The sequence below is a fragment of the Pseudobutyrivibrio ruminis HUN009 genome (assembly GCF_000703005.1).
GTDB lineage: Bacteria > Bacillota > Clostridia > Lachnospirales > Lachnospiraceae > Pseudobutyrivibrio > Pseudobutyrivibrio ruminis_A.
In genome coordinates, this window is record NZ_JNLH01000001.1 from 1,506,551 (window position 1) to 1,526,568 (window position 20,018).

A 20,018-nucleotide genomic window follows, 5' to 3' on the forward strand; every position below is an offset into this window, starting at 1 on the left:
AGTTAGTGCTTTAGTCATTTGGAATGATAAAATCTGGTTGAATATTTAGATAATTGGTAGGTCTTTCAGCTGTATTCTGAAAGGCCTATTTTTTGTTGCAATGGATGGGGCAGTGTGATATATTATTGGAGTCGATGAGCCGATATCGAGGTCGTAGACTTAGTCACTACCTTGATTCACGCGGGTGTGGCGGAATTGGCAGACGCGCTAGATTTAGGTTCTAGTGGGAGACCGTGCAGGTTCAAGTCCTGTCACCCGCAGCAATCTCACATACTTCTGTATGTGAGATTTTCTTTTTTTCATTTGCTATCAAGTCGATAGCGATTTTCACGAAACAGGTCATACAATTGCTAGTTTTTGGTGTATGTAATAGATTGGCAATTGCGGGGAAACAATGATTGTTATTGTGATTTGGTATTAGGAAGAGTGGTGAGCTAAGTGATTTTGAAGTAGTACGGATTAGGAAAGCATTAATTGGGGCTGATGGGCCCGGTTTTACCACTGTGCAATAAGATTTTTGAATCTAGTAGGGTACTGTTTAGGCTCTATTACCACTGAGTGAGTAAGATGAGGGCTAGCCGGGGTAAGGAATTGTTGCGGTTACCACTGTAGGTAATGAAGGCCTTTGTGAAGTGGTAAAAATAGATTGTGATTACCACTGCAGGACAGTGGCACTATTACGCAGTGGTAAAAAGATGATAAGGCTACCACTGCAAGGAGTATTCGAGCTATTGCAGTGGTAAATCGGAAGACTATATACCACTGGGATAGTAGGAGATAGGAATCACAGTGGTAAACGGGGAGGGATAGAAAGGAAATGAGAATTTGAAAGATTACATTATTGAGGTATTAGAGGAAGAGAAGGCGAGATTAGAAGCTGAAAAGAAGAAAATTGAAAATAGGGATGTTCCGGATGATGGATGCTATTTGGAAATAAAGAAAAATAAGGGGAAATATGTGCAATACTACAAGTGCAAGCGTGAAAATGATGTAGTTAATAAGAGTTTTATAAGAAAAAATGATATCAATACTGCAAGAATGCTAGCACAGAAAGAATTTGATAAGCGATTATATGCCGATGTCTCCATGCGACTAGTAAAAATTCAATCTGTATTGAGGTATTATAAGGATTATGAAAGACATTCGCTATATACAGAACTATCGGCAGAAAGGAAAGCGTTGATTCAATATGATTATATTGAAGATGAACATTATTTAATGCAGTGGCTAGCCCAATACAACGAACAAGATACTGGTAATTCTTTCCGTAACAAATATCCAATTGATACAGGCTATTACACGGATAACGGGGAGCATGTTAGATCCAAATCAGAGAAAATAATAGCAGATAAATTTGCTAAAGAAGGAATCCCATATGTATATGAACCTGTTTGCGAGTTGAACAGAAAGGGGCTGCATCCCGACTTTGTGTTATTAAATCAAGAGACCAGACAGACATATTTCTATGAGCACTTTGGCATGATGGACAAGCCAGAATATGCTATAGCGGCGGTTAAGAAGATTGCAAAATACAGAGAGCTAGGGTATGAGTATGGCAAGAACTTACTGTACTCTTTTGAAACAGGCGTTGATGGATTAAACATAAATGATTTGAATAGAATAATTTTAGAGCATTGTAAATAAAAAAAGAGTAGGTATTTGTTCTATGTGATTAGATACCTACTCTTCTTTTATATATTCTATGATATCACTTATTTCACAGTCTAGAATAAAACAAAGTGTATCTAGAGTTGTGGTAGTGATAGGCTTAGCGTGCTTCATGCGATGAATCGTATTTGCAGATAAACCATATTTGTAAATAAGTTCATATTCAGTTTTTCCTGTGCGAATTAATGTCTCATAAAAGGGAGCGTATGAAATCATATATGTTACCTCATACATAAGATAACATTATCAATTCATTGACTATACTCAATATATTGACTATAATTTTATGTACACAATCCATTAGAAATGGAAAGAAAAGGAGAGGTAAATATGGAAGAGAAAAAGATTTGCAAGTATTGTAAAACGGAGATACCTAAGGGTGCAAAGATATGTCCTAATTGCAGAAAGAAACAAAAAGGACCATTAGGAATTATTATTGCTGTAGTTATTGTATTGATTATTATAGGTGGAGTAGCAGGCGGCGGAAGCGATTCGAAAACTGATACAGATACATCTACAAATACAGCATCGGTTGAAACAGAGAAAACAGAAAGCAAAGAAACAGCTGTTGAGGAAACAATTGAGTATACTGCCTGCACCAAACAGGAATTGTCTGATGCGCTACAGGCTAATGCTATGAAAGCTGCAGATACATATAAGGGACAATATTTGGAAATATCTGGTTATCTTGATGTGATTGATAGTAATGGAAAATATATTTCTATTAATGCAGGAGAAGATGATTGGTCTTTTGTTAATGTTCAATGTTATATCAAGAATGATGATCAAAAAGCAATTATTATGGATTTGAACAAAGGAGATTCAATTGTAATTAAAGGAAAATGTACTGATGTCGGAGAGGTCATAGGATACTCAATAGATATTGATGAAGTAGTTGTAGAATAAATATAAAAAAGGGCTATTGCATGACCTGCAATAGCCTTTTTATTATTTTACACTTCTTTTTATAGCTTCACACATTACATGGTTTGCAAGGGTTCCTACAACATCAAGCGAAGCTTCTACATTTCCTAAAGACATGGCGTAGATGCTGTCGCCGTCCATTGATGTGTGGATAGGGCGGATGCAACGAGCATAGCCATCGTGGGTCATGCCGGCTACTTTGCAGAGCTGTGTTTTGTTGAGCTTTGCATTCGTAAATACGATACCGATAGTAGTATTAGTTGGCGCGCCGGCAGGGGCCTTATCGGCAGAATCAGAAGGCTTTCCGGCCATAGCCATGGCGTACATTAATTCTTCGCAGGAAACATCATTAAGTGATTTACCGTCTTCAGCTAAAACTCCAGCGATTCTTTTACCGTCAACGTAATCGTAAACATCTCCAACAGCATTAGTGCAAACAATTGCTCCTACTTTTAGCTCACCAAGTTCTACAGCGTAGCTGCCAATACCTGATTTGGTGCATCGGTCTGGGCCAAGCATTTTTCCAACTGTTGCACCACAGCCTGCGCCAAAGCAACCATCTTTAAAGTTGCCATGTTCTCCTTCAAAAGCTTTAGTACAAGCTGCATATCCCATTTCTTTATCCGGATATACGTTAGAAGCTTTGTAGCCTAAATCAAAGATATCTGACTGGCAAACAAGTGGTACAACAACATCCCCCACAGGGAAGCCAATTCCTTTTTCAGCTAAACATTTCATAACGCCACCGGCTGCATCCAAGCCAAATGCGGAGCCCCCGCCTAAAACAACAGAGTGAATAACCTCTGCAGCGGCAAGCGGGTCCATCAATCCAGACTCACGGCTGGCTGGGCCACCGCCGCGAATATCAAGTCCGCATGGTGCTCCCTCTGGTGCAACGACAACAGTAACTCCTGTACCGGCATCCTGGTTTTCAGCCTGTCCTATCTTAAAATTCCCAATCTGGAAAATATCAATTTCTTTCATAAAAACCTCCTAAAAAATAATTAAGTATGGGCAGTAAACAAAGCCCTAGAAAACATTTTACAACAAAAAATATAAATGTGTAAAAAAAACTGTTGACAGCACTATTAACCTAGTGTACTATTCAGATAGTACAGTAGTACATGACACAGGAGGAGTGTGAATATGCAGTTTGATTCAAAGATGCCCATTTACTTACAAGTAATTAACTCTATCAAAATGGATATTGTTAACGAACGTATTAAATGCGGAGAAAAGCTTCCATCAAGCCGAGAGCTAGCTGTTAAATATACAATCAATCCAAACACGGCCGCTAGGGTTTATCAGGAGCTGGAAAGGGAGGGTGTATGTTACACCAAAAGAGGCATGGGCACGTTTGTGACAGATGATGTGAATATCATCAAAGCATGTCGACAGGAAATGGCGAAGGATGCTTTAAATCTATTTTTGAAAAGCATCATGGAGCTTGGAATTACTAATGAAGAAGCAATAGAAATGATTAGAAGTAGAAAGGACGAAATGTGATGTTAAAAAGTGTTGATGTTACTAAAAAATTTGTTGGCAAAACCGCGGTAGATGGCATAACAATGAGCCTCGAACCAGGACACATTTATGCAATGCTAGGTCCTAATGGAAGCGGTAAGACTACTTGGATGAAGATGGCAGCAGGCCTTATAAAACCTACATCTGGCGAGGTACTTTACAAAGACTCTCCAATCGGTATTGAAAGTCGTAAGGAAATCGCCTATATGTCTACTGAGCCATATTTCTATGATTGGATGACAGTTGGGGATGTTGGAAAATATTATAAGGATTTCTTTGCAGATTTCTCTATGGATAACTACACAGATATGGTTATTAGCATGGATTTGGATATGAAGCAAAAGGTGAAATCACTTTCATCAGGTATGATGGCTAAGCTAAAGGTTGCAGTTACTATGGCTAGAGATGCAAAAATCTACATGCTAGATGAGCCATTAAACGGAATTGATTTGCTTGCAAGAGATGAGGTTATGAACATGATTCTTGATGCAGCATCAGAGGATAAGATTCTTCTTATTTCAAGTCACCTGGTAGAAGAGCTTGAGTCTGTTGTTGATAAAGCTATTTTCATTAAGCAAGCACAGCTTGTAGGTGTATTTGATGTAGAAGGTTTACGTATGACAGAAGGTGTATCGTTGGCTGATAAATACCGCCAGGTATTTTCTAATTTAGTTTTGGAGGGAATAGCATAATGGGAAACTTAATTAAATACGAATTCAGAAAATCATGGTCAATGAAGGGAATAATCCTTGTTATAACAGCTATATTTGAGGTGATGTTTTTAATTGGTGTTTTCATGCAGAAGGAAGGCTTTTTAGCAATAGGTGTAACACTTCTTTCTATGATAGCTGTGTGTTCTGTGTTTATTATTGGTATATTTGGTATTTACACACTTAGTCGTGATTTGAATACAAAGCGAAGCTACATGCTTTTTATGACTCCAAACAATAGCTTCAAGATTTTAGGCGCAAAGCTTATTGAAAATGCAAGCTCAATCATAGTAGTAAGCGTATGTTTTGTAGCGCTTGCAATTGCTGATGTTTCTATTTTGGCTGCTACTTATGGAGAGTTTAAAGAGTTATTTGAGTTTATAAATGCCTTTTTAGGCGAAAGCTATTACGTTGATTCATACAGATTTGCAATGATTAGTGCTGCATCAGTTGTAAATTGGATTTCCACAGTATGCTTAGGTTTCTTCGCTGTAATCATCTGCGCGACACTATTAAACGGCAAGAAATACAATGGATTTCTTAGCTTCTGCATCTTTATTGCAATATCAATCGGCCTCAGCAAATTACTTGGAGTATTTATTGATGAGGGATTGGATTTTAATACAACACGTGTAATCATCCAGATTGTTTATTATGCAGTTGTTTCAGTAATTCTTTATGTTGCATCAGCATGGTTAATGGATAATAAGCTTTCAGTGTAAATCTAAAAAGATTCTTAAATAAAAGTTAAAAGTATTTACATTACAGTGGATTATATTACACTAAACAAGATATGAAAAAGTTATACGAACATACCTTACCCAGGATATGTTCAAAAGGAGGATGAAATTGGGCGTTATAAAGAAAATAGGTGGCTTCTGTAAAAAGCATTTGAAGCTAATCATTGTTCTGGTTATCATTGTTGGCGTTATATTGTTTATAAGACACAAAGCACAAGTTGCGGCCCAGGCTATGATTGATGCTCAAAACGAGCCAGTCACATCTACTGTGGAAAAGATGGATTTGAAAAAGTCTGTTGGTGTTACTGGAACACTTACAGCAAATGAGACACTTACTGTTACATCAACACTTGGTGGCACAGGGGTTACAGGCGTAAAGGTTTCTACTGTAAATTATGAAGTAGGTGATTACGTTGAAAAGGGCCAGACAGTAGTTGAGTTTGACGGTGATGATTATGAGCGTAAGCTTACAGAGCTCAATCTTCAGAACGATATTACAAACACTGAAGCTAGCATGAGCATCGAGGATATGCAAAAATCCATCGAAGACACTCAGAAGAAGATTGACGAAAAGCAGAAGTGGCTTGATGATAACAAGGCAATCTATGAAAACCTTAAGGATGCCTTTGATCAGTACGAGAAATATAAGGATTCTGACCCATCTGTAGTAGAGCGTTGGAACAGAGAATCAGCAGCGGCAGCCGGCAGAAGCGAGCCAGTTTCAGTTCAGGGATATGAGGCAGTTGAGGATGAAGTTGATGCTCTTAAGGAGCAAATCCGCACAACTCAGAACAAGATTGAACTTGCTCAGATGCAGCAGAACTATGCTCAGAATTACACACAGGTAGATGCTAAAAATGATCTTTACGAGAGCATGGACAAGACAAAAGTTGCGGCACCTATTTCAGGCTATATCCTTACAATGAACGTTGAAGAGGGGAATAACTATACACAGGGTAATACCGTATTTACGATAGCTGATACAAGCGGATTCATTGTAGAGGCAACAGTTAATGAATATGATGTAGCAAATATCCAGAAGGATTTACCAGCTACAGTTAAGTTTGAAGCCACAGGAGATGAGGAATTCACTGGTACAGTTTCATTTGTATCGATTGCATCTGAGGCAACAACAAGTGCATCAGCTGCTTCATCAGCATATGGCGCAGCTACAGCATCGTCAACTGCAGGAAGCGCTGCATCATACAAATTAAAGATTAAGATGGATGGAACAGACGATAGATTCCGTGTTGGTATGACAGCAAAAGCAAGCATCGTTCTTGATTCTGTTTCAGATGTACTTGCAGTACCTTATGACTGCGTTCAGCAGAAGGATGACGGAAGCTTCTTTGTAACATCTATCGCCGATGATGGAACAAAGAAGGATATCCCAGTTAACAAGGGACTTGAAAGCGATTATTATGTAGAGATTTCTGGTGACGGAATCAAAGAAGGCATGACTGTAGAGGCAATCGTTAGCGATGCACCTAGTACAGATATTATGGACTATATGACTATTGAATAGGAGGTCGTTATGGCAGCAGGAGATTTAATGCTAGACCTTCGTGATATTCATAAGAGCTTTTTCATCGGCACACCAAATGAATTTGAGGTCCTTCATGGAATCAATCTTACTGTTAATCAGGGAGAGTTTGTTTCCATTGTAGGACAGTCAGGTTCTGGTAAATCCACGCTGATGAACATCATCGGTGCCTTAGATAGACCAACTCTTGGTGAGTACACCCTTGATGGGGTTGATATTGAAAAAGCAAAAGATCATGAATTGTCTGCACTTAGAAACAAAAAGATAGGTTTCGTATTTCAGACCTACAATCTTATTGCGAGAACCAACGCACTTAAAAACGTTGAACTTCCAATGATGTACGCAGGAATGGGACGTGGTGAGCGTACAGACAGAGCAAAGATGCTACTTGAAGAAGTTGGCATGACAGACAGAATGCATCACAACCCAGACGAGCTTTCTGGTGGACAGAAACAGCGTGTAGCCATTGCACGAGCTATGGCCAACGACCCAGCAATCATCCTAGCAGATGAGCCTACTGGTGCGCTGGATTCAGCTACTGGACGAATGATAATGGATATATTCCACAAGCTCCATGAGGAGCAGGGAAAGACAATTCTTCTTATTACCCACTCGCCTGAGCTTTCTCAGGAGACAGACAGAATTATCACTATAAAGGATGGCACAATCCTTGGTGAGTCAAAGGGCAATTGGAAGGGGCTTTCTTCTGATGAACGCGCTGGCGTAAAGAAGGAGGTGGAGTAATGTTATTTACAGAAAACATACTGGTTGCCTTAGCAGGACTTAAGGCTAACATAATGCGCTCCCTTCTGACTATGCTTGGTATCATCATTGGTATTGCATCCGTTATTGCAATTATGACAGTTGGTAATTCTATCACATTGATTGTAAACAGCACTATGCAGGATCTTGGCGCAAACAACCTTGAAATGGGTGTTATGCAAAAATCCACAGACCAAACTAATGAAGATGGAACAAGTTACGGTGATGGATATGTCAGAGAAATGACTGACAGCGATTTGATTACTGATGAGATGATTCAGGCGTATAAGGACGAATTCCCTGATGACGTTCAGTATATCCTGAAAATGGAAAATGTTGGTGACAAGGGTAAGGTTGTTGATGGCAATAAAAATGCCAATGTCCAAATTGTTGGATATAACAAAGATACCTTTGAATTTAAGGATTACAAAATGGTTGCAGGACGTCAGTTCCTCAACCAGGACTTTGAAAATGCAAAGAAGGTTTGTCTTGTAACAGACAAATTTGTTGAGCGAATGTATGATGGCGATAGCAAAGCAGCTCTTGGTCAAGAAGTAGAAGTCAATGTTTCGGGAACATATTATAACTATTACATTGTTGGTGTATACGAATATGTAGAGGATAAGTTTTCTTTTGGCGTATCGGACAATCCAACAACAGAGCTTGTAATTCCTTACGAGACAGCTAGAACAGCTAATCATAATCAAAATAAGGGCGATTACTACTTCACAATCGTTACTTCAGTAAATACAAACAACGATGATTTTGCTATAAAAACACGTGATTTCTTTAATGTAAATTACTATTCTAGAAATGACACTTATGAAGTAATGGTTGTAAGTATGACATCTATGATGGATTCAATGAATTCCATGATAGGTATGATTCAGCTGGCACTTTCGGTAATCGCCGGCATATCACTTGTAGTTGGTGGTATCGGTGTTATGAATATCATGCTGGTATCAATCACAGAGCGAACCAAGGAAATCGGTACACGAAAAGCCCTTGGTGCTACAAACAGTTCTATCCGAATGCAGTTTATAACTGAGTCAGTTGTTATCTGCGTAATCGGTGGAATCATCGGAATTATACTTGGTGTAGTTCTTGGTACAGTTGCTGTTAAGCTGATGGGATATGAGGCAGCAGTATCTGCACAGAGTATCATAGTAGCCGTGGCCTTCTCAATGGCTATCGGTATCTTCTTCGGATACTATCCAGCCAACAAGGCGGCGAAGTTAAATCCAATCGATGCGCTCAGATACGAGTAGCAATAGCATGCTTGTTTCTAACGAAGTGTAGAAACAAGTATGCCACGACGCACACCCCTTTGCCGCAGGCAATTAAAATGTGTGCGTCTATCCTTGTCAATTAAGTAAAATAAAAGCCACTATGTAGCGTAACATAGTGGCTTTTGTAATATTAATTAATCATCAAGTTCATCAGAAGATAACTCAAGTACTGTACGCTTACGAGCCATTTCGTCTGACTCAAGGTATTCGTCGTATGTAGTCATCTTGTCAATCATGCTTCCATTAGGAAGAATTTCGATGATACGGTTTGCTGTTGTCTGTACGATTTCGTGGTCACGAGAAGAGAAGATGATAACTCCTGAGAACTTCTGGAGACCAGTGTTAAGTGCTGTGATTGATTCCATATCAAGGTGGTCAGTAGGCTCATCGAGCATGAGTACGTTTGAGTTTTCAATCATCATACGTGAAAGAAGTACACGTACCTTTTCACCACCGGATAATACCTTCATTTTCTTAGCTCCGTCATCGCCTGCGAAAAGCATACGACCAAGGAATCCACGAACATAAGTAGCATCCTTGATTTCAGAGAACTGTGTAAGCCAATCTACAATGAGAAGGTCTGTGTTGAAAATCTCTGTGTTGTCCTTAGGGAAGTATGACTGAGATGTTGTAACACCCCACTTGTAGCTTCCTTCGTCTGGCTCCATCTCACCAGCAAGAATCTGGAAGAGAACTGTCTTAGCCTTTTCATTTGAACCAACAAGAGCAATTTTGTCCTCACGACCAACGTTGAATGTAAGGTGGTCAAGGATAAGCTCGCCATCGATTGTCTTTGTAAGGTTTTCTACTGAAAGAACCTCGTTTCCGATTTCACGAGCTGGTCTGAAATCGATGTAAGGATACTTACGGCTAGATGGACGGATGTCATCAAGCTGAATCTTCTCTAATGCACGCTTACGTGATGTAGCCTGCTTAGATTTAGAAGCGTTAGCAGAGAATCTTTGGATGAATTCCTGTAATTCTTTAATCTGCTCTTCCTTTTTCTTATTAGCTTCCTTACGCTGCTGAATAATAAGCTGTGAAGACTGATACCAGAAATCATAGTTACCAGCGTAAAGCTGAATCTTGCCGTAGTCGATATCTGCAGTATGTGTACATACCTTATTTAAGAAGTAACGGTCATGGGATACAACGATGACTGTGTTTTCGAAGTTGATAAGGAACTCCTCAAGCCATGCGATAGCATCCAAATCAAGGTGGTTAGTAGGCTCATCGAGAAGAAGTACATCAGGTGAACCGAAAAGTGCTCTTGCAAGAAGAATCTTGACCTTTAATGCACCAGGAAGCTCTGACATCTGTGTGTAGTGGAACTCTGTATCAACACCAAGGCCGTTAAGAAGAGTAGCAGCATCTGCTTCTGCATTCCAACCATCCATCTCAGCAAACTCAGACTCAAGCTCAGCTGCGCGGATACCGTCCTCATCAGAAAAGTCTTCCTTCATATAGATAGCGTCCTTTTCTTTCATAATGTCATAAAGACGCTGATTACCCATAATTACTGTATCAAGAGCTGTGAACTCATCATACTTGAAGTGATCCTGCTCTAAGAATGAAAGTCTGTTACCAGGGCTCATTGTGATTTCGCCGCTAGTAGGCTCTAACTGACCAGATAAAATTCTAAGGAAAGTAGACTTACCAGCACCGTTAGCACCGATGATACCGTAGCAGTTACCCTCTGTAAATTTGATATTAACCTCTTCGAAAAGGGCTTTCTTGCCGAAACGAAGAGTAACGTTATTAGCTTGTATCATATAAATAATCCTTTCATAAATCAAACTATGTAAAACCTGACATATGATAACAAAAATTTTTAATATTGTCTAGAAAATTGCCTATTTTTAGCCCCCTTATTATTGCTTTTTAGCCTGTTAAATTATATAATATTTAATAATTTTTTCATGGAAGGTGGTGATATCATGGCAGTTCAAAACAAGGACGAATTAGAAAAGCTAGAAAACAATATTGCCTTTGAAAGCCAGGGTGTCATCGCTACTGCGGACTTTGTTGATCCGGACGAGCTCTACAAGGAGCTCATTGATAGAGTGCGCAAATATCATCCTAATACAGACATTTCTATGATTGAAAAGGGCTACAACCTTGCGCATAAGGCCCATGAGGGACAGGTGCGTAAATCTGGTGAGCCATATATCATTCATCCACTTTGCGTTGCAATTATCCTTGCTGATTTGGAACTTGATAAAGAAACAATCGTGGCTGGTCTTCTTCACGACGTCGTTGAGGATACCATCTATACGAAGGAAGAGATAGCAGCAGAGTTCTCTGACGAAGTTGCAGAGCTTGTGGATGGTGTCACAAAGTTAGGTCAGTTAAATTATGATGCGGATAAGGTAGAAATCCAGGCAGAAAACCTTCGTAAGATGTTTCTTGCTATGGCAAAGGATATCCGTGTTATCCTTATCAAGCTTGCAGATAGACTTCACAACATGCGTACCTTGAAGTACATGCGTCCTGAAAAGCAAAAGGAAAAAGCACGTGAGACCATGGAAATCTACGCTCCACTTGCTCAGCGTCTTGGTATTAGCAAGGTTAAAATCGAGCTTGATGACCTTTCGCTTAAGTATCTAGAGCCAGATGCTTACTATGACTTAGTTGAAAAAATCGCACTCAGAAAGAGTCAGCGTACAGAATATATCAATTCTCTTGTAGAGGATGTTTCTAAGCACATAAAGGCTGCGGAAATCGAGGCCGAGGTTTATGGCCGTGCAAAGCATTTCTTCAGCATCTACAAAAAGATGGTTAATCAGCACAAGACCATCGATCAAATATACGATTTATTTGCAGTTCGAATCATTGTAGATTCTATCAAGGACTGTTATGCGGCACTTGGCGTTATCCACGAAATGTACACTCCTATTCCAGGTCGTTTCAAGGACTATATTGCTATGCCAAAGCCAAACATGTATCAGTCTTTGCATACTACAGTTATCGGACCTAATGGTGCGCCTTTTGAAATCCAGATTCGTACATACGAAATGCATCGTACCAGCGAATACGGTATCGCTGCCCACTGGAAATACAAGGAGAGCGGTGAAGGCTCCACTGTTATGGGCGAGGAAGAAAAGCTTTCTTGGCTGCGAGAAATCCTTGAGTGGCAGCAGGAAATCTCTGATAACAAAGAGTTTTCTTCCTTATTAAAATCAGACCTTAATTTGTTTTCTGATACAGTATTTTGTTTCACCCCATCAGGTGATGTTAAGAACTTGCCAAATGGTTCTACACCTATCGATTTTGCTTATGCGATTCATTCTGCAGTAGGTAACAGAATGATTGGCGCAAAGGTTAATGGCAAGCTAGTGCCTATCGATTACGTCATCCAAAACGGAGACCGTATCGAGATTGTCACATCTCAGAATACAAACGGCCCAAGTCGTGACTGGCTGAGCATTGTCAAAAGCTCTCAGGCCAAAAATAAAATCAATCAGTGGTTCCGCAGTCAGTCCAAGGACGAAAATATCGCCAAAGGTAAGGAACTTCTTATTGGTTCGGCAAAGCAAAAGGGTGTTGATTTAGGTGATATCAACAAGCCTAAATATCAGGAAATCATCATAAATAAATACGGATTCCACAGCTGGGAGGATTGCCTTGCAGCTGTAGGTCAGGGTGCCATAAAAGAAGGTGCTGTCATCAACAGAATGTTCTCGGCATGGCAGAAAGACCACCCAGTTAAGGTTACTGACGAAGAAATATTGGCAGAGCATTCTGGCTCAGGCAAGGAAGCTAAACCAAAGTCTAAAAATGGTATTACAGTTAGCGGACTTTACGATGTTTCAGTTCGTTTTTCAAAGTGTTGTAATCCAGTTCCAGGTGATGAAATCGTAGGTTTTGTTACCAGAGGAAGAGGTGTATCAATTCACCGTACCGATTGCATCAATATGATTAATCTTCCAGAATTCGAAAAAGAGCGTCTTATCGAGGCTGAGTGGGCCCGCGACGCAGAGGAAGATGGCAAGAAGGGTGGAGTATACCTTACAGAAATCAACATTTACGGAAATAACCGTACAGGACTTTTGGTTGATATTACTCGCATATTCACCGAAAGAGAGATAGATATCGATTCAATCCATTCAAAGACAAGCAAGCAGGGCGTTGCAACTATTACTATCAAGTTTGGTACACAAAGCCGTGAGCAGCTTCGTTCACTTGTTGAAAAGATTAAACAGGTTGAGTCTATCATCGATGTAGAAAGACCTAGAGGATAAGATGAAAGTAGTAAAAGTACTTTTGCCGGCAGCGGCAGAAAACTGCTATATAGCCATAAACGAAGACACAAATGAATCAATCATAATTGATCCAGGCTCAGCTTTTGAGCGTATCAAGTCTGCAGTGGAAAGCACTGGCACAAAGCCTGTTGCAATCCTTCTGACACACGGTCATTTTGATCATGCTGGAGAGGCTGCTTCCACGGCAAAGGAATATGGCATAAAGGTTTACACACATGAAGCTACAGCAGAGGAATTAAAGAATCCAAGCATCAACTTATCAGGAGATATGTTTGGAGATTCCAAAAGCTACAGCGCAGATGTTTTCTTAAAGGACGACGAGGAAATAGATTTAGCAGGACTTCATATCAAGTGCCTTTTCACACCAGGACATACACCAGGTGGATGCTGTTTCTATTTTCCTAATGAAGATATAGTTTTTACCGGAGATACATTGTTTAGTGGTTCTGTGGGACGCACAGATTTCCCAGGTGGTTCCATGAGCCAGTTGGTTGGGTCAATCAAATCAAAGCTTATGACTCTTTCAGATGATACTATCTGTTACCCTGGTCATAACGAGCCAACCACTATCGGTACAGAAAGGATATACAATCCATTTTTATGATTTACATACAATTAAACGAAGATAATTTTGAATATGATATTTATTCACTAGTTAAAGCCTTTTATCCAAAGGAAGAGGTCAAAATCTCTACAGAGCCCACACCTGAGGATGCAGGGCTTCTTTTTTCGATGCAGGTTAATTACTCAGACAATGTTCTTACGTTAGATGGCAAGGAAATCGAAATCGACTATTCTGACAGACCAGACACAAAAAATCGTTTGAAGCTTGCAATATACGAAAGTCTTAGCAAACGCACTGGTAAAGAATTGCCATGGGGCACACTTACAGGTATTCGCCCAACCAAAATCAGCCTTGGTATGATAGAAGATGGCGCAGATGATGAGGCTATTGCTTCATACATGAAGGATACCTACCGCACCTCGGACGCTAAAATCAATTTGAGTCTTCAGGTTTCTCACAAGGAGCATGAGCTTTTATCAAAGATAGATTACGACAATGGTTATTCGGTCTATATTGGAATTCCATTCTGTCCAAGTACTTGTTTGTACTGTTCATTCACTTCATACCCAATAGGACTATGGAAGAAGAAGCTAGATGATTATCTGGATGCTCTTGAAAAGGAAATGGCTTTTACAGCTGAAGCATGCAAAGAAAAGAGCCTGACCACAATCTACATTGGTGGTGGTACACCAACATCCTTGGATGAGGAGCATTTGGAAAAGCTGCTTACATTGGTAGACAAGTATTTTGATACAAAATCACTTTTGGAATACACAATCGAAGCTGGCAGACCAGATTCCATCACATACGAAAAGCTTCAGATTATGAAGAATCATCCAGTTAGCCGTATTTCAATCAATCCACAGACAATGAATCAAAAGACTTTGGATTTGATTGGCCGATTCCATAAGGTGGAGGATATTCATCGTGTTTATGGCTGGGCTCGAGAACTCGGCTTCGATAACATCAACATGGATTTGATTCTTGGCCTTCCTGGGGAGACCATTGAGGATGTGAAGTACACTCTTGATGAAGTTGAAAAGATGGCACCGGACAACTTAACTGTCCATTCTTTGGCGCTTAAGCATTCCGCACGTCTCAATATTGACAGAGAGTCTTATGATGATTATTTAATCGAAAACTCACAGACTCATATGGATATTTGTCTGGACTGTGCACATCATATGGGTATGAATGCATATTATCTTTACCGCCAGAAAAATATGGCTGCAAATCTTGAGAATATTGGTTATGCAACACCAGGTAAAGAGGGGCTTTACAATATCTTGATAATGGAAGAGAAACAAACTATAATGGCACTTGGTGCTGGCTGTTCATGCAAGTTTGTTGCTGACCATGGCAAGACAGTTACTAGATGTGAAAATGTCAAGGACGTTCAATTATACATTGACAGAATTGATGAAATGATAGATAGAAAAAGAGAAAGACTTAGAGAGGATTTAAAATGGCTTTAAACAAGAAACCAGTTAATGGAATGAAAGACATCCTTCCATATGAAATGGAAGTTAGAGACTACGTTACTTCTATAATCAAGGACACATATCGTTCTTTCGGATTCACTCCAATCGAAACACCTGCAATGGAGTCAATCGGCAACCTTTCTAATAAGCAGGGTGGCGAAAACGAAAAGCTTATCTTCAAGGTAATGAAGCGTGGAGAAAAGCTTAACATCCCTGAGGCGCAGACTGAGGATGATGTAGTAGATTTTGGTATGAGATACGACCTTACAGTACCTCTTTGCCGTTTCTATTCAAATCACGCAAATGAGCTTACATCACCATTCAAGTCACTTCAGATTGGTTCTGTTTGGAGAGCGGACAGACCTCAGCGTGGTCGCTATCGCCAGTTTACACAGTGTGATATCGATATTCTTGGAGAGCCTAGCAACCTTGCGGAGATAGAGCTTATCCTTGCTACAACTACAACACTTGGACGTATCGGCTTCAAGAACTTCGAAATCCGCATCAACGAGCGTCGTATTCTTAAGGCAATGGCAGCTTATGCAGGTTTTGCAGAGGAAGATTACGATTCAATTTTTATTACACTTGATAAGATGGACAAGATTGGTCTTGATGGAGTTTCTAAGGAGCTTCTTGAGTCAGGATATTCACAGGAGTCAATCGACAAGTATGTTGGTCTTTTTGCAGCACTTGAAAATGTTAAGGATGTTGCAGAAGGAATGAACATTCTTCTTGATAAGCTTGGAGATTTCCTCGATGTTGAAGTTGCAGATTGGATGAGAGAAATCGCTTCTGCAGTTAATGCAACAAAGGAAGCTGATTTTGAGCTTGTATTTGATCCAACACTTGTACGTGGTATGAGCTACTACACAGGTACTATTTTTGAAATCGCTATCCCTGAGTTCGGTGGAAGCTGCGGTGGTGGCGGACGTTACGACAAGATGATTGGTAACTTCACAGGCCAGAACACACCAGCTTGTGGTTTCTCAATCGGATTTGAGCGTATCATCCTTCTTCTTATGGAGCAGGGCTTCAAGGTTCCTGGCGCTAGCAAGAAGATTGCATACCTTGTTGAAAAGGGTTATCCAGCAGAGAAGCTTGCTGAGGTTATGGCTCAGGCAAAGGCTGCACGTGCAGAGGGCAATACAGTTCTCGTTGTTCGTATGAACAAAAATAAAAAGTTCCAGAAGGAACAGCTTTCAGGTGAAGGCTACGAGGAATTTGTAGAGTTCTTTAATCGATAAAAGGTAGATTATGAATCAGGAATTGATGAGCAAGTATGAAAGCTTAAAAGCATACTTTAAAGATTTAGGTAAGGTGGCAGTGGCATTTTCCAGTGGAGTTGATTCCACATTTCTTCTTTATGCAGCACATGATGCCCTAGGGGACAATGCTATTGCGGTGACTGCATCGTCTTGCTCTTTCCCAAAGAGAGAGCTAAATGAAGCAATCGACTATGCTAAATCTCTTGGAGTAAGACATTTCATCGTTGAATCAGAAGAATTAGAAATAGACGGGTTTGCACAGAACCCACCAAATAGATGTTATCTTTGCAAGAAGGAGCTTTTTGAAAAGATGTTTGCACTTGCCAAGGAGCAGGGGATAGACTACGTTGCTGAAGGTTCCAACCTTGATGATAATGGAGACTATCGCCCAGGTTTACAGGCTGTTGCAGAGCTTGGAGCAAAAAGCCCACTGAGAGATATCGGATTTACGAAGTCAGAAATTCGCCAGCTTTCAAAGGAGCTGGGGCTTCCAACAGCAGAAAAACAGTCATTTGCTTGTCTTGCAAGCCGTTTCCCATATGGTGAGACAATCTCTGAAAAGAAGCTTTCCATGGTTGATAAAGCAGAGCAGTTTTTATTGGACGAGGGCTTCAAACAATTTAGAGTACGTATTCATGGAGACAATGTTGCGAGAATTGAACTTAGTCCTTCTGATTTCCCTAGAATGTACGACGAAGCATTCAGATTAAAGGTATATGACAAGCTTAAGGAATATGGTTTTGCATACGTGGCCCTTGATTTAAAGGGGTATCGTACCGGAAGTATGAATGAAACATTGAGCTTGTAATATTGACAAATAGCATTATAAAAAATATTATATGAATACCTACTGATTTAGTAGGTATTCATTTTTGTTATAGAGGTAATTATGTTAAATCAGTTTTCAAGAACAGAACTTCTTCTTGGCAAGGAAGCCATGGAGGGGTTGGAGAATAAAAGAGTTGCCATTTTTGGAATTGGCGGTGTCGGCGGTTATGTTTGTGAAGCCCTTGTAAGAAGTGGCGTTGGCCATTTTGATTTGATTGATAATGATACTGTTTCCCTTACAAACATCAATCGCCAAATTATAGCTACTCATTCTACTGTGGGAAGGCAAAAGGTGGAGGTAATGAAGGAAAGAATGCTAGACATTAATCCTGATGCAGACATTACCATTCATCAGTGCTTTTTCCTTCCAGAGAATGCTGATGAATTTGATTTTAACAGCTACGATTATGTGGTAGATGCAGTAGACACAGTTACTGCAAAGATAGAGATAATTATGAAATGCAAGGAGCTTGGAGTTCCTGTTATAAGCGCAATGGGTGCTGGCAATAAGCTTGATCCAAGTAGATTTAGAGTTGCTGATATCTATAAAACAACAATGTGCCCATTGGCAAAGGTAATGCGTAAAGAGATGAAAAAGCGTGGGGTTAAGGATTTGAAAGTGGTATTTTCTGATGAAATGCCAGTTAGCCCAATAGAGACGGAGGATGTGGAGCCATTAAATCCTGGAAAAAGGGCGACTCCAGGTTCTATAGCATTTGCACCATCGGCCGCAGGTCTAGTATTAGCCAGTGAGGTTATTAAGGATTTAACTAACGGATTTAGCAGAGACAAAATAGGGGAATAAAACTATGACATTACAACAAGTATTGTACGCGTTAACTATTGAAGAAATGGGGTCTATGAACAAAGCCGCGGAGAAGCTTTATATTGTTCAGCCTACACTTACCAGTGCTATTCAAGAACTTGAAAATGAGGTGGGGTTGACCATTTTCATGAGAACCAATAAGGGTGTTATTGTAACACCTGAGGGGCAGGAATTCTTGGATGACATCAGAGGCTTCTATCGTCAATACGATATTGTAATGCAAAAGTATAAGGATGAAGGCACATACAAAAGAAAGTTTGGTGTATCAACTCAGCACTACACATTTGCTGTAAGAGCCTTCATTGATATGGCAAAAGAATACGATATGAATCAGTTTGATTTTGCCCTTAGAGAGACCACAACTCACAATATTATAAAGGACGTCAGCACTCTTAAAAGCGAAATCGGTATTTTGTACATCAGTGAGCATAATAGAAAGGCTTTAAATAAGCTTTTCAATGAACATTCAGTGGAGTTCCATCCACTAATCAAGTGCCGTGCTTTTGTTTATTTGTGGGGAGAGCATCCACTTGCTCAAAAAGAATATATTACGTTTGATGACTTGAAGGATTATCCTTGTCTTTCCTTTGAACAAGGAGAAAATAGTGAGTTTTTGGCAGAAGAGATTCTTAGCGAGAATATATATCCTCAGACTGTAAGAGTTACTGACAGATCAACTATGCTTAATTTGGTTCGAGCAATGAACGGTTATACACTGTGCTCTGGAATTGTATGGGGCGACTTGAATAGCGACGGATATGTGGTTGTTCCTTACAAAGGGGATGAAGAGAATCCTAATAGTATTATGGAAATAGGCTATATCACCAAGAAAAACTCTGTTATGAGTAAGATAGGTGAGCAGTATCTGGAAGAGATAGATATTGCATTATCTCAAATTGATAAGAGCGTTATTTACGAAGAATAGTTTTTTCACATATTTTTGCTATAGTGTATACACTGATGATGAGAAAGCGTATCAAGGAGGTGGATATGGCATATTTTCCAATGTTTGTAGATATAACAGATACCAATTGTCTGGTTGTAGGTGGCGGTGAAGTAGCCCTTAGAAAGGTAAATGTACTTCTTGATTTTGGTGCAAAGGTACATGTAATTGCCAAAGAAATTTCTATGGAATTGGCTGCTTTATCTGAGGAGACGGATCATCTTCTCTTAGAACAGCGCGAGTTTACACCACTTGACCTTCAGGATCGCAAGTTGGTTGTTGTTGCAACTAACGATAATGAGCTGAATGCTCAGATTTCTATGATGTGCAATGAAGGAGGTATTCCAGTTAATGTTGTAGACGACCAGGCTAAATGTTCTTTTATTTTCTCGTCATATATTAAAGAACAAAATTTGGTGGGAGCATTTTCTAGCAGTGGAAATAGCCCTGCCCTTACTCAGTTTCTTAGAAATAAAGAAAAAGAGGTGCTTACACCAAAGCTTGGAGAGCTTAACGAGATGCTTGGTAGATGGAGACAACCGATTACAGAGCTGTTCCCGCTTGAATCATCTAGGAAAAGTGCCTTTGAGCAGCTTATAGACTATGCTCTTTGCTACGAAGGAATTCCAACAGATGAAGAGGTTGAGGAGCTTCTAGGCGCTATTAGTATGACATTATAAACATATCT

19 protein-coding genes and 1 tRNA gene are annotated in these 20,018 nt (G+C 39.8%); 17 read left to right on the forward strand and 3 right to left on the reverse strand.

The window, feature by feature from the left end:
• Positions 1-180 precede the first annotated feature (180 nt).
• Both BO15_RS0106895 and BO15_RS0106900 read left to right on the forward strand, forming a co-directional pair.
• Positions 181-260, forward strand: a tRNA-Leu gene (locus tag BO15_RS0106895).
• Between the two features lie 565 nt (positions 261-825).
• Entirely contained in the window at positions 826-1,644 is an 819-nt protein-coding gene (locus tag BO15_RS0106900; protein ID WP_033153543.1) for a hypothetical protein, read from the forward strand.
• 36 nt (positions 1,645-1,680) lie between these two features.
• Here BO15_RS0106900 and BO15_RS0106905 read toward each other — a convergent pair whose 3' ends face one another.
• Positions 1,681-1,884 (reverse strand): helix-turn-helix domain-containing protein, encoded by a 204-nt coding sequence (locus tag BO15_RS0106905; RefSeq protein ID WP_033153545.1) that lies wholly within the window; start codon positions 1,882-1,884, stop codon positions 1,681-1,683.
• A 114-nt stretch (positions 1,885-1,998) separates the two neighbouring features.
• Here BO15_RS0106905 and BO15_RS0106910 point away from each other — a divergent pair, with 114 nt between their 5' ends.
• Positions 1,999-2,574 carry an OB-fold protein gene (locus BO15_RS0106910; RefSeq protein ID WP_033153551.1) on the forward strand — a complete coding sequence of 192 codons (576 nt, stop codon included), beginning with the start codon at positions 1,999-2,001 and terminating at the stop codon, positions 2,572-2,574.
• A 42-nt stretch (positions 2,575-2,616) separates the two neighbouring features.
• Here the strand turns inward: BO15_RS0106910 and BO15_RS0106915 are convergent, their stop codons facing one another.
• Entirely contained in the window at positions 2,617-3,576 is a 960-nt protein-coding gene (locus BO15_RS0106915) for a P1 family peptidase (protein ID WP_033153552.1), read from the reverse strand.
• Between the two features lie 162 nt (positions 3,577-3,738).
• Here BO15_RS0106915 and BO15_RS0106920 point away from each other — a divergent pair, with 162 nt between their 5' ends.
• The 6 genes from BO15_RS0106920 (at position 3,739) to BO15_RS0106945 (ending at position 9,139) form a co-directional block, all read left to right on the forward strand.
• Entirely contained in the window at positions 3,739-4,098 is a 360-nt protein-coding gene (locus BO15_RS0106920; protein WP_081828579.1) for a GntR family transcriptional regulator, read from the forward strand.
• Positions 4,098-4,808: an ABC transporter ATP-binding protein gene (locus BO15_RS0106925; protein ID WP_033153555.1), complete on the forward strand. Its 711-nt coding sequence runs from the start codon at positions 4,098-4,100 to the stop codon at positions 4,806-4,808. The genes BO15_RS0106920 and BO15_RS0106925 overlap by 1 nt, the downstream gene beginning before the upstream one ends.
• Complete coding sequence (locus BO15_RS0106930) at positions 4,808-5,548, forward strand: ABC transporter permease (protein ID WP_033153557.1); 741 nt, start codon at positions 4,808-4,810, stop codon at positions 5,546-5,548. Before BO15_RS0106925 ends, BO15_RS0106930 begins: the two co-directional genes overlap by 1 nt.
• Positions 5,549-5,675: 127 nt before the next feature.
• Complete coding sequence (locus BO15_RS0106935; RefSeq protein ID WP_033153560.1) at positions 5,676-7,091, forward strand: efflux RND transporter periplasmic adaptor subunit; 1,416 nt, start codon at positions 5,676-5,678, stop codon at positions 7,089-7,091.
• Positions 7,092-7,100: 9 nt separating this feature from the next.
• A complete protein-coding gene (locus BO15_RS0106940) occupies positions 7,101-7,853 on the forward strand; it encodes an ABC transporter ATP-binding protein (protein ID WP_033153562.1) in 753 nt (250 codons plus the stop codon).
• Positions 7,853-9,139, forward strand: a complete 1,287-nt coding sequence (locus BO15_RS0106945; protein ID WP_033153564.1) for an ABC transporter permease — start codon at positions 7,853-7,855, stop codon at positions 9,137-9,139. The genes BO15_RS0106940 and BO15_RS0106945 overlap by 1 nt, the downstream gene beginning before the upstream one ends.
• Positions 9,140-9,294: 155 nt before the next feature.
• On the opposite strand, the gene BO15_RS0106950 is transcribed toward BO15_RS0106945, so the two are convergent.
• The gene (locus tag BO15_RS0106950; RefSeq protein ID WP_033153566.1) at positions 9,295-10,932 is read right to left on the reverse strand and encodes an ABC-F family ATP-binding cassette domain-containing protein; all 1,638 of its coding nucleotides are present in this window, start codon (positions 10,930-10,932) and stop codon (positions 9,295-9,297) included.
• Between the two features lie 165 nt (positions 10,933-11,097).
• Between BO15_RS0106950 and BO15_RS0106955 the strand changes: the two genes are divergently transcribed.
• The 8 genes from BO15_RS0106955 to BO15_RS0106990 all read left to right on the forward strand — a co-directional run bounded on the left by BO15_RS0106955 (position 11,098) and on the right by BO15_RS0106990 (position 20,010).
• The gene (locus tag BO15_RS0106955) at positions 11,098-13,401 is read left to right on the forward strand and encodes a RelA/SpoT family protein (RefSeq protein ID WP_033153569.1); all 2,304 of its coding nucleotides are present in this window, start codon (positions 11,098-11,100) and stop codon (positions 13,399-13,401) included.
• A gap of 1 nt (position 13,402) precedes the next feature.
• Complete coding sequence (locus BO15_RS0106960) at positions 13,403-14,026, forward strand: MBL fold metallo-hydrolase (protein ID WP_033153571.1); 624 nt, start codon at positions 13,403-13,405, stop codon at positions 14,024-14,026.
• Entirely contained in the window at positions 14,023-15,462 is a 1,440-nt protein-coding gene (gene hemZ, locus BO15_RS0106965; RefSeq protein ID WP_033153574.1) for a coproporphyrinogen dehydrogenase HemZ, read from the forward strand. Before BO15_RS0106960 ends, hemZ begins: the two co-directional genes overlap by 4 nt.
• Positions 15,453-16,712, forward strand: coding sequence for a histidine--tRNA ligase (gene hisS / locus BO15_RS0106970; RefSeq protein ID WP_033153576.1), 1,260 nt, complete (start codon positions 15,453-15,455; stop codon positions 16,710-16,712). Before hemZ ends, hisS begins: the two co-directional genes overlap by 10 nt.
• A gap of 10 nt (positions 16,713-16,722) precedes the next feature.
• Entirely contained in the window at positions 16,723-17,541 is an 819-nt protein-coding gene (gene larE, locus BO15_RS0106975; RefSeq protein WP_033153579.1) for an ATP-dependent sacrificial sulfur transferase LarE, read from the forward strand.
• Positions 17,542-17,622: 81 nt separating this feature from the next.
• Positions 17,623-18,366, forward strand: coding sequence for a tRNA threonylcarbamoyladenosine dehydratase (locus BO15_RS0106980; RefSeq protein ID WP_033153581.1), 744 nt, complete (start codon positions 17,623-17,625; stop codon positions 18,364-18,366).
• A 4-nt stretch (positions 18,367-18,370) separates the two neighbouring features.
• Positions 18,371-19,312, forward strand: a complete 942-nt coding sequence (locus BO15_RS0106985; RefSeq protein WP_033153584.1) for a LysR family transcriptional regulator — start codon at positions 18,371-18,373, stop codon at positions 19,310-19,312.
• A gap of 65 nt (positions 19,313-19,377) precedes the next feature.
• Positions 19,378-20,010, forward strand: coding sequence for a precorrin-2 dehydrogenase/sirohydrochlorin ferrochelatase family protein (locus BO15_RS0106990; protein WP_033153586.1), 633 nt, complete (start codon positions 19,378-19,380; stop codon positions 20,008-20,010).
• Positions 20,011-20,018: the final 8 nt, after the last annotated feature.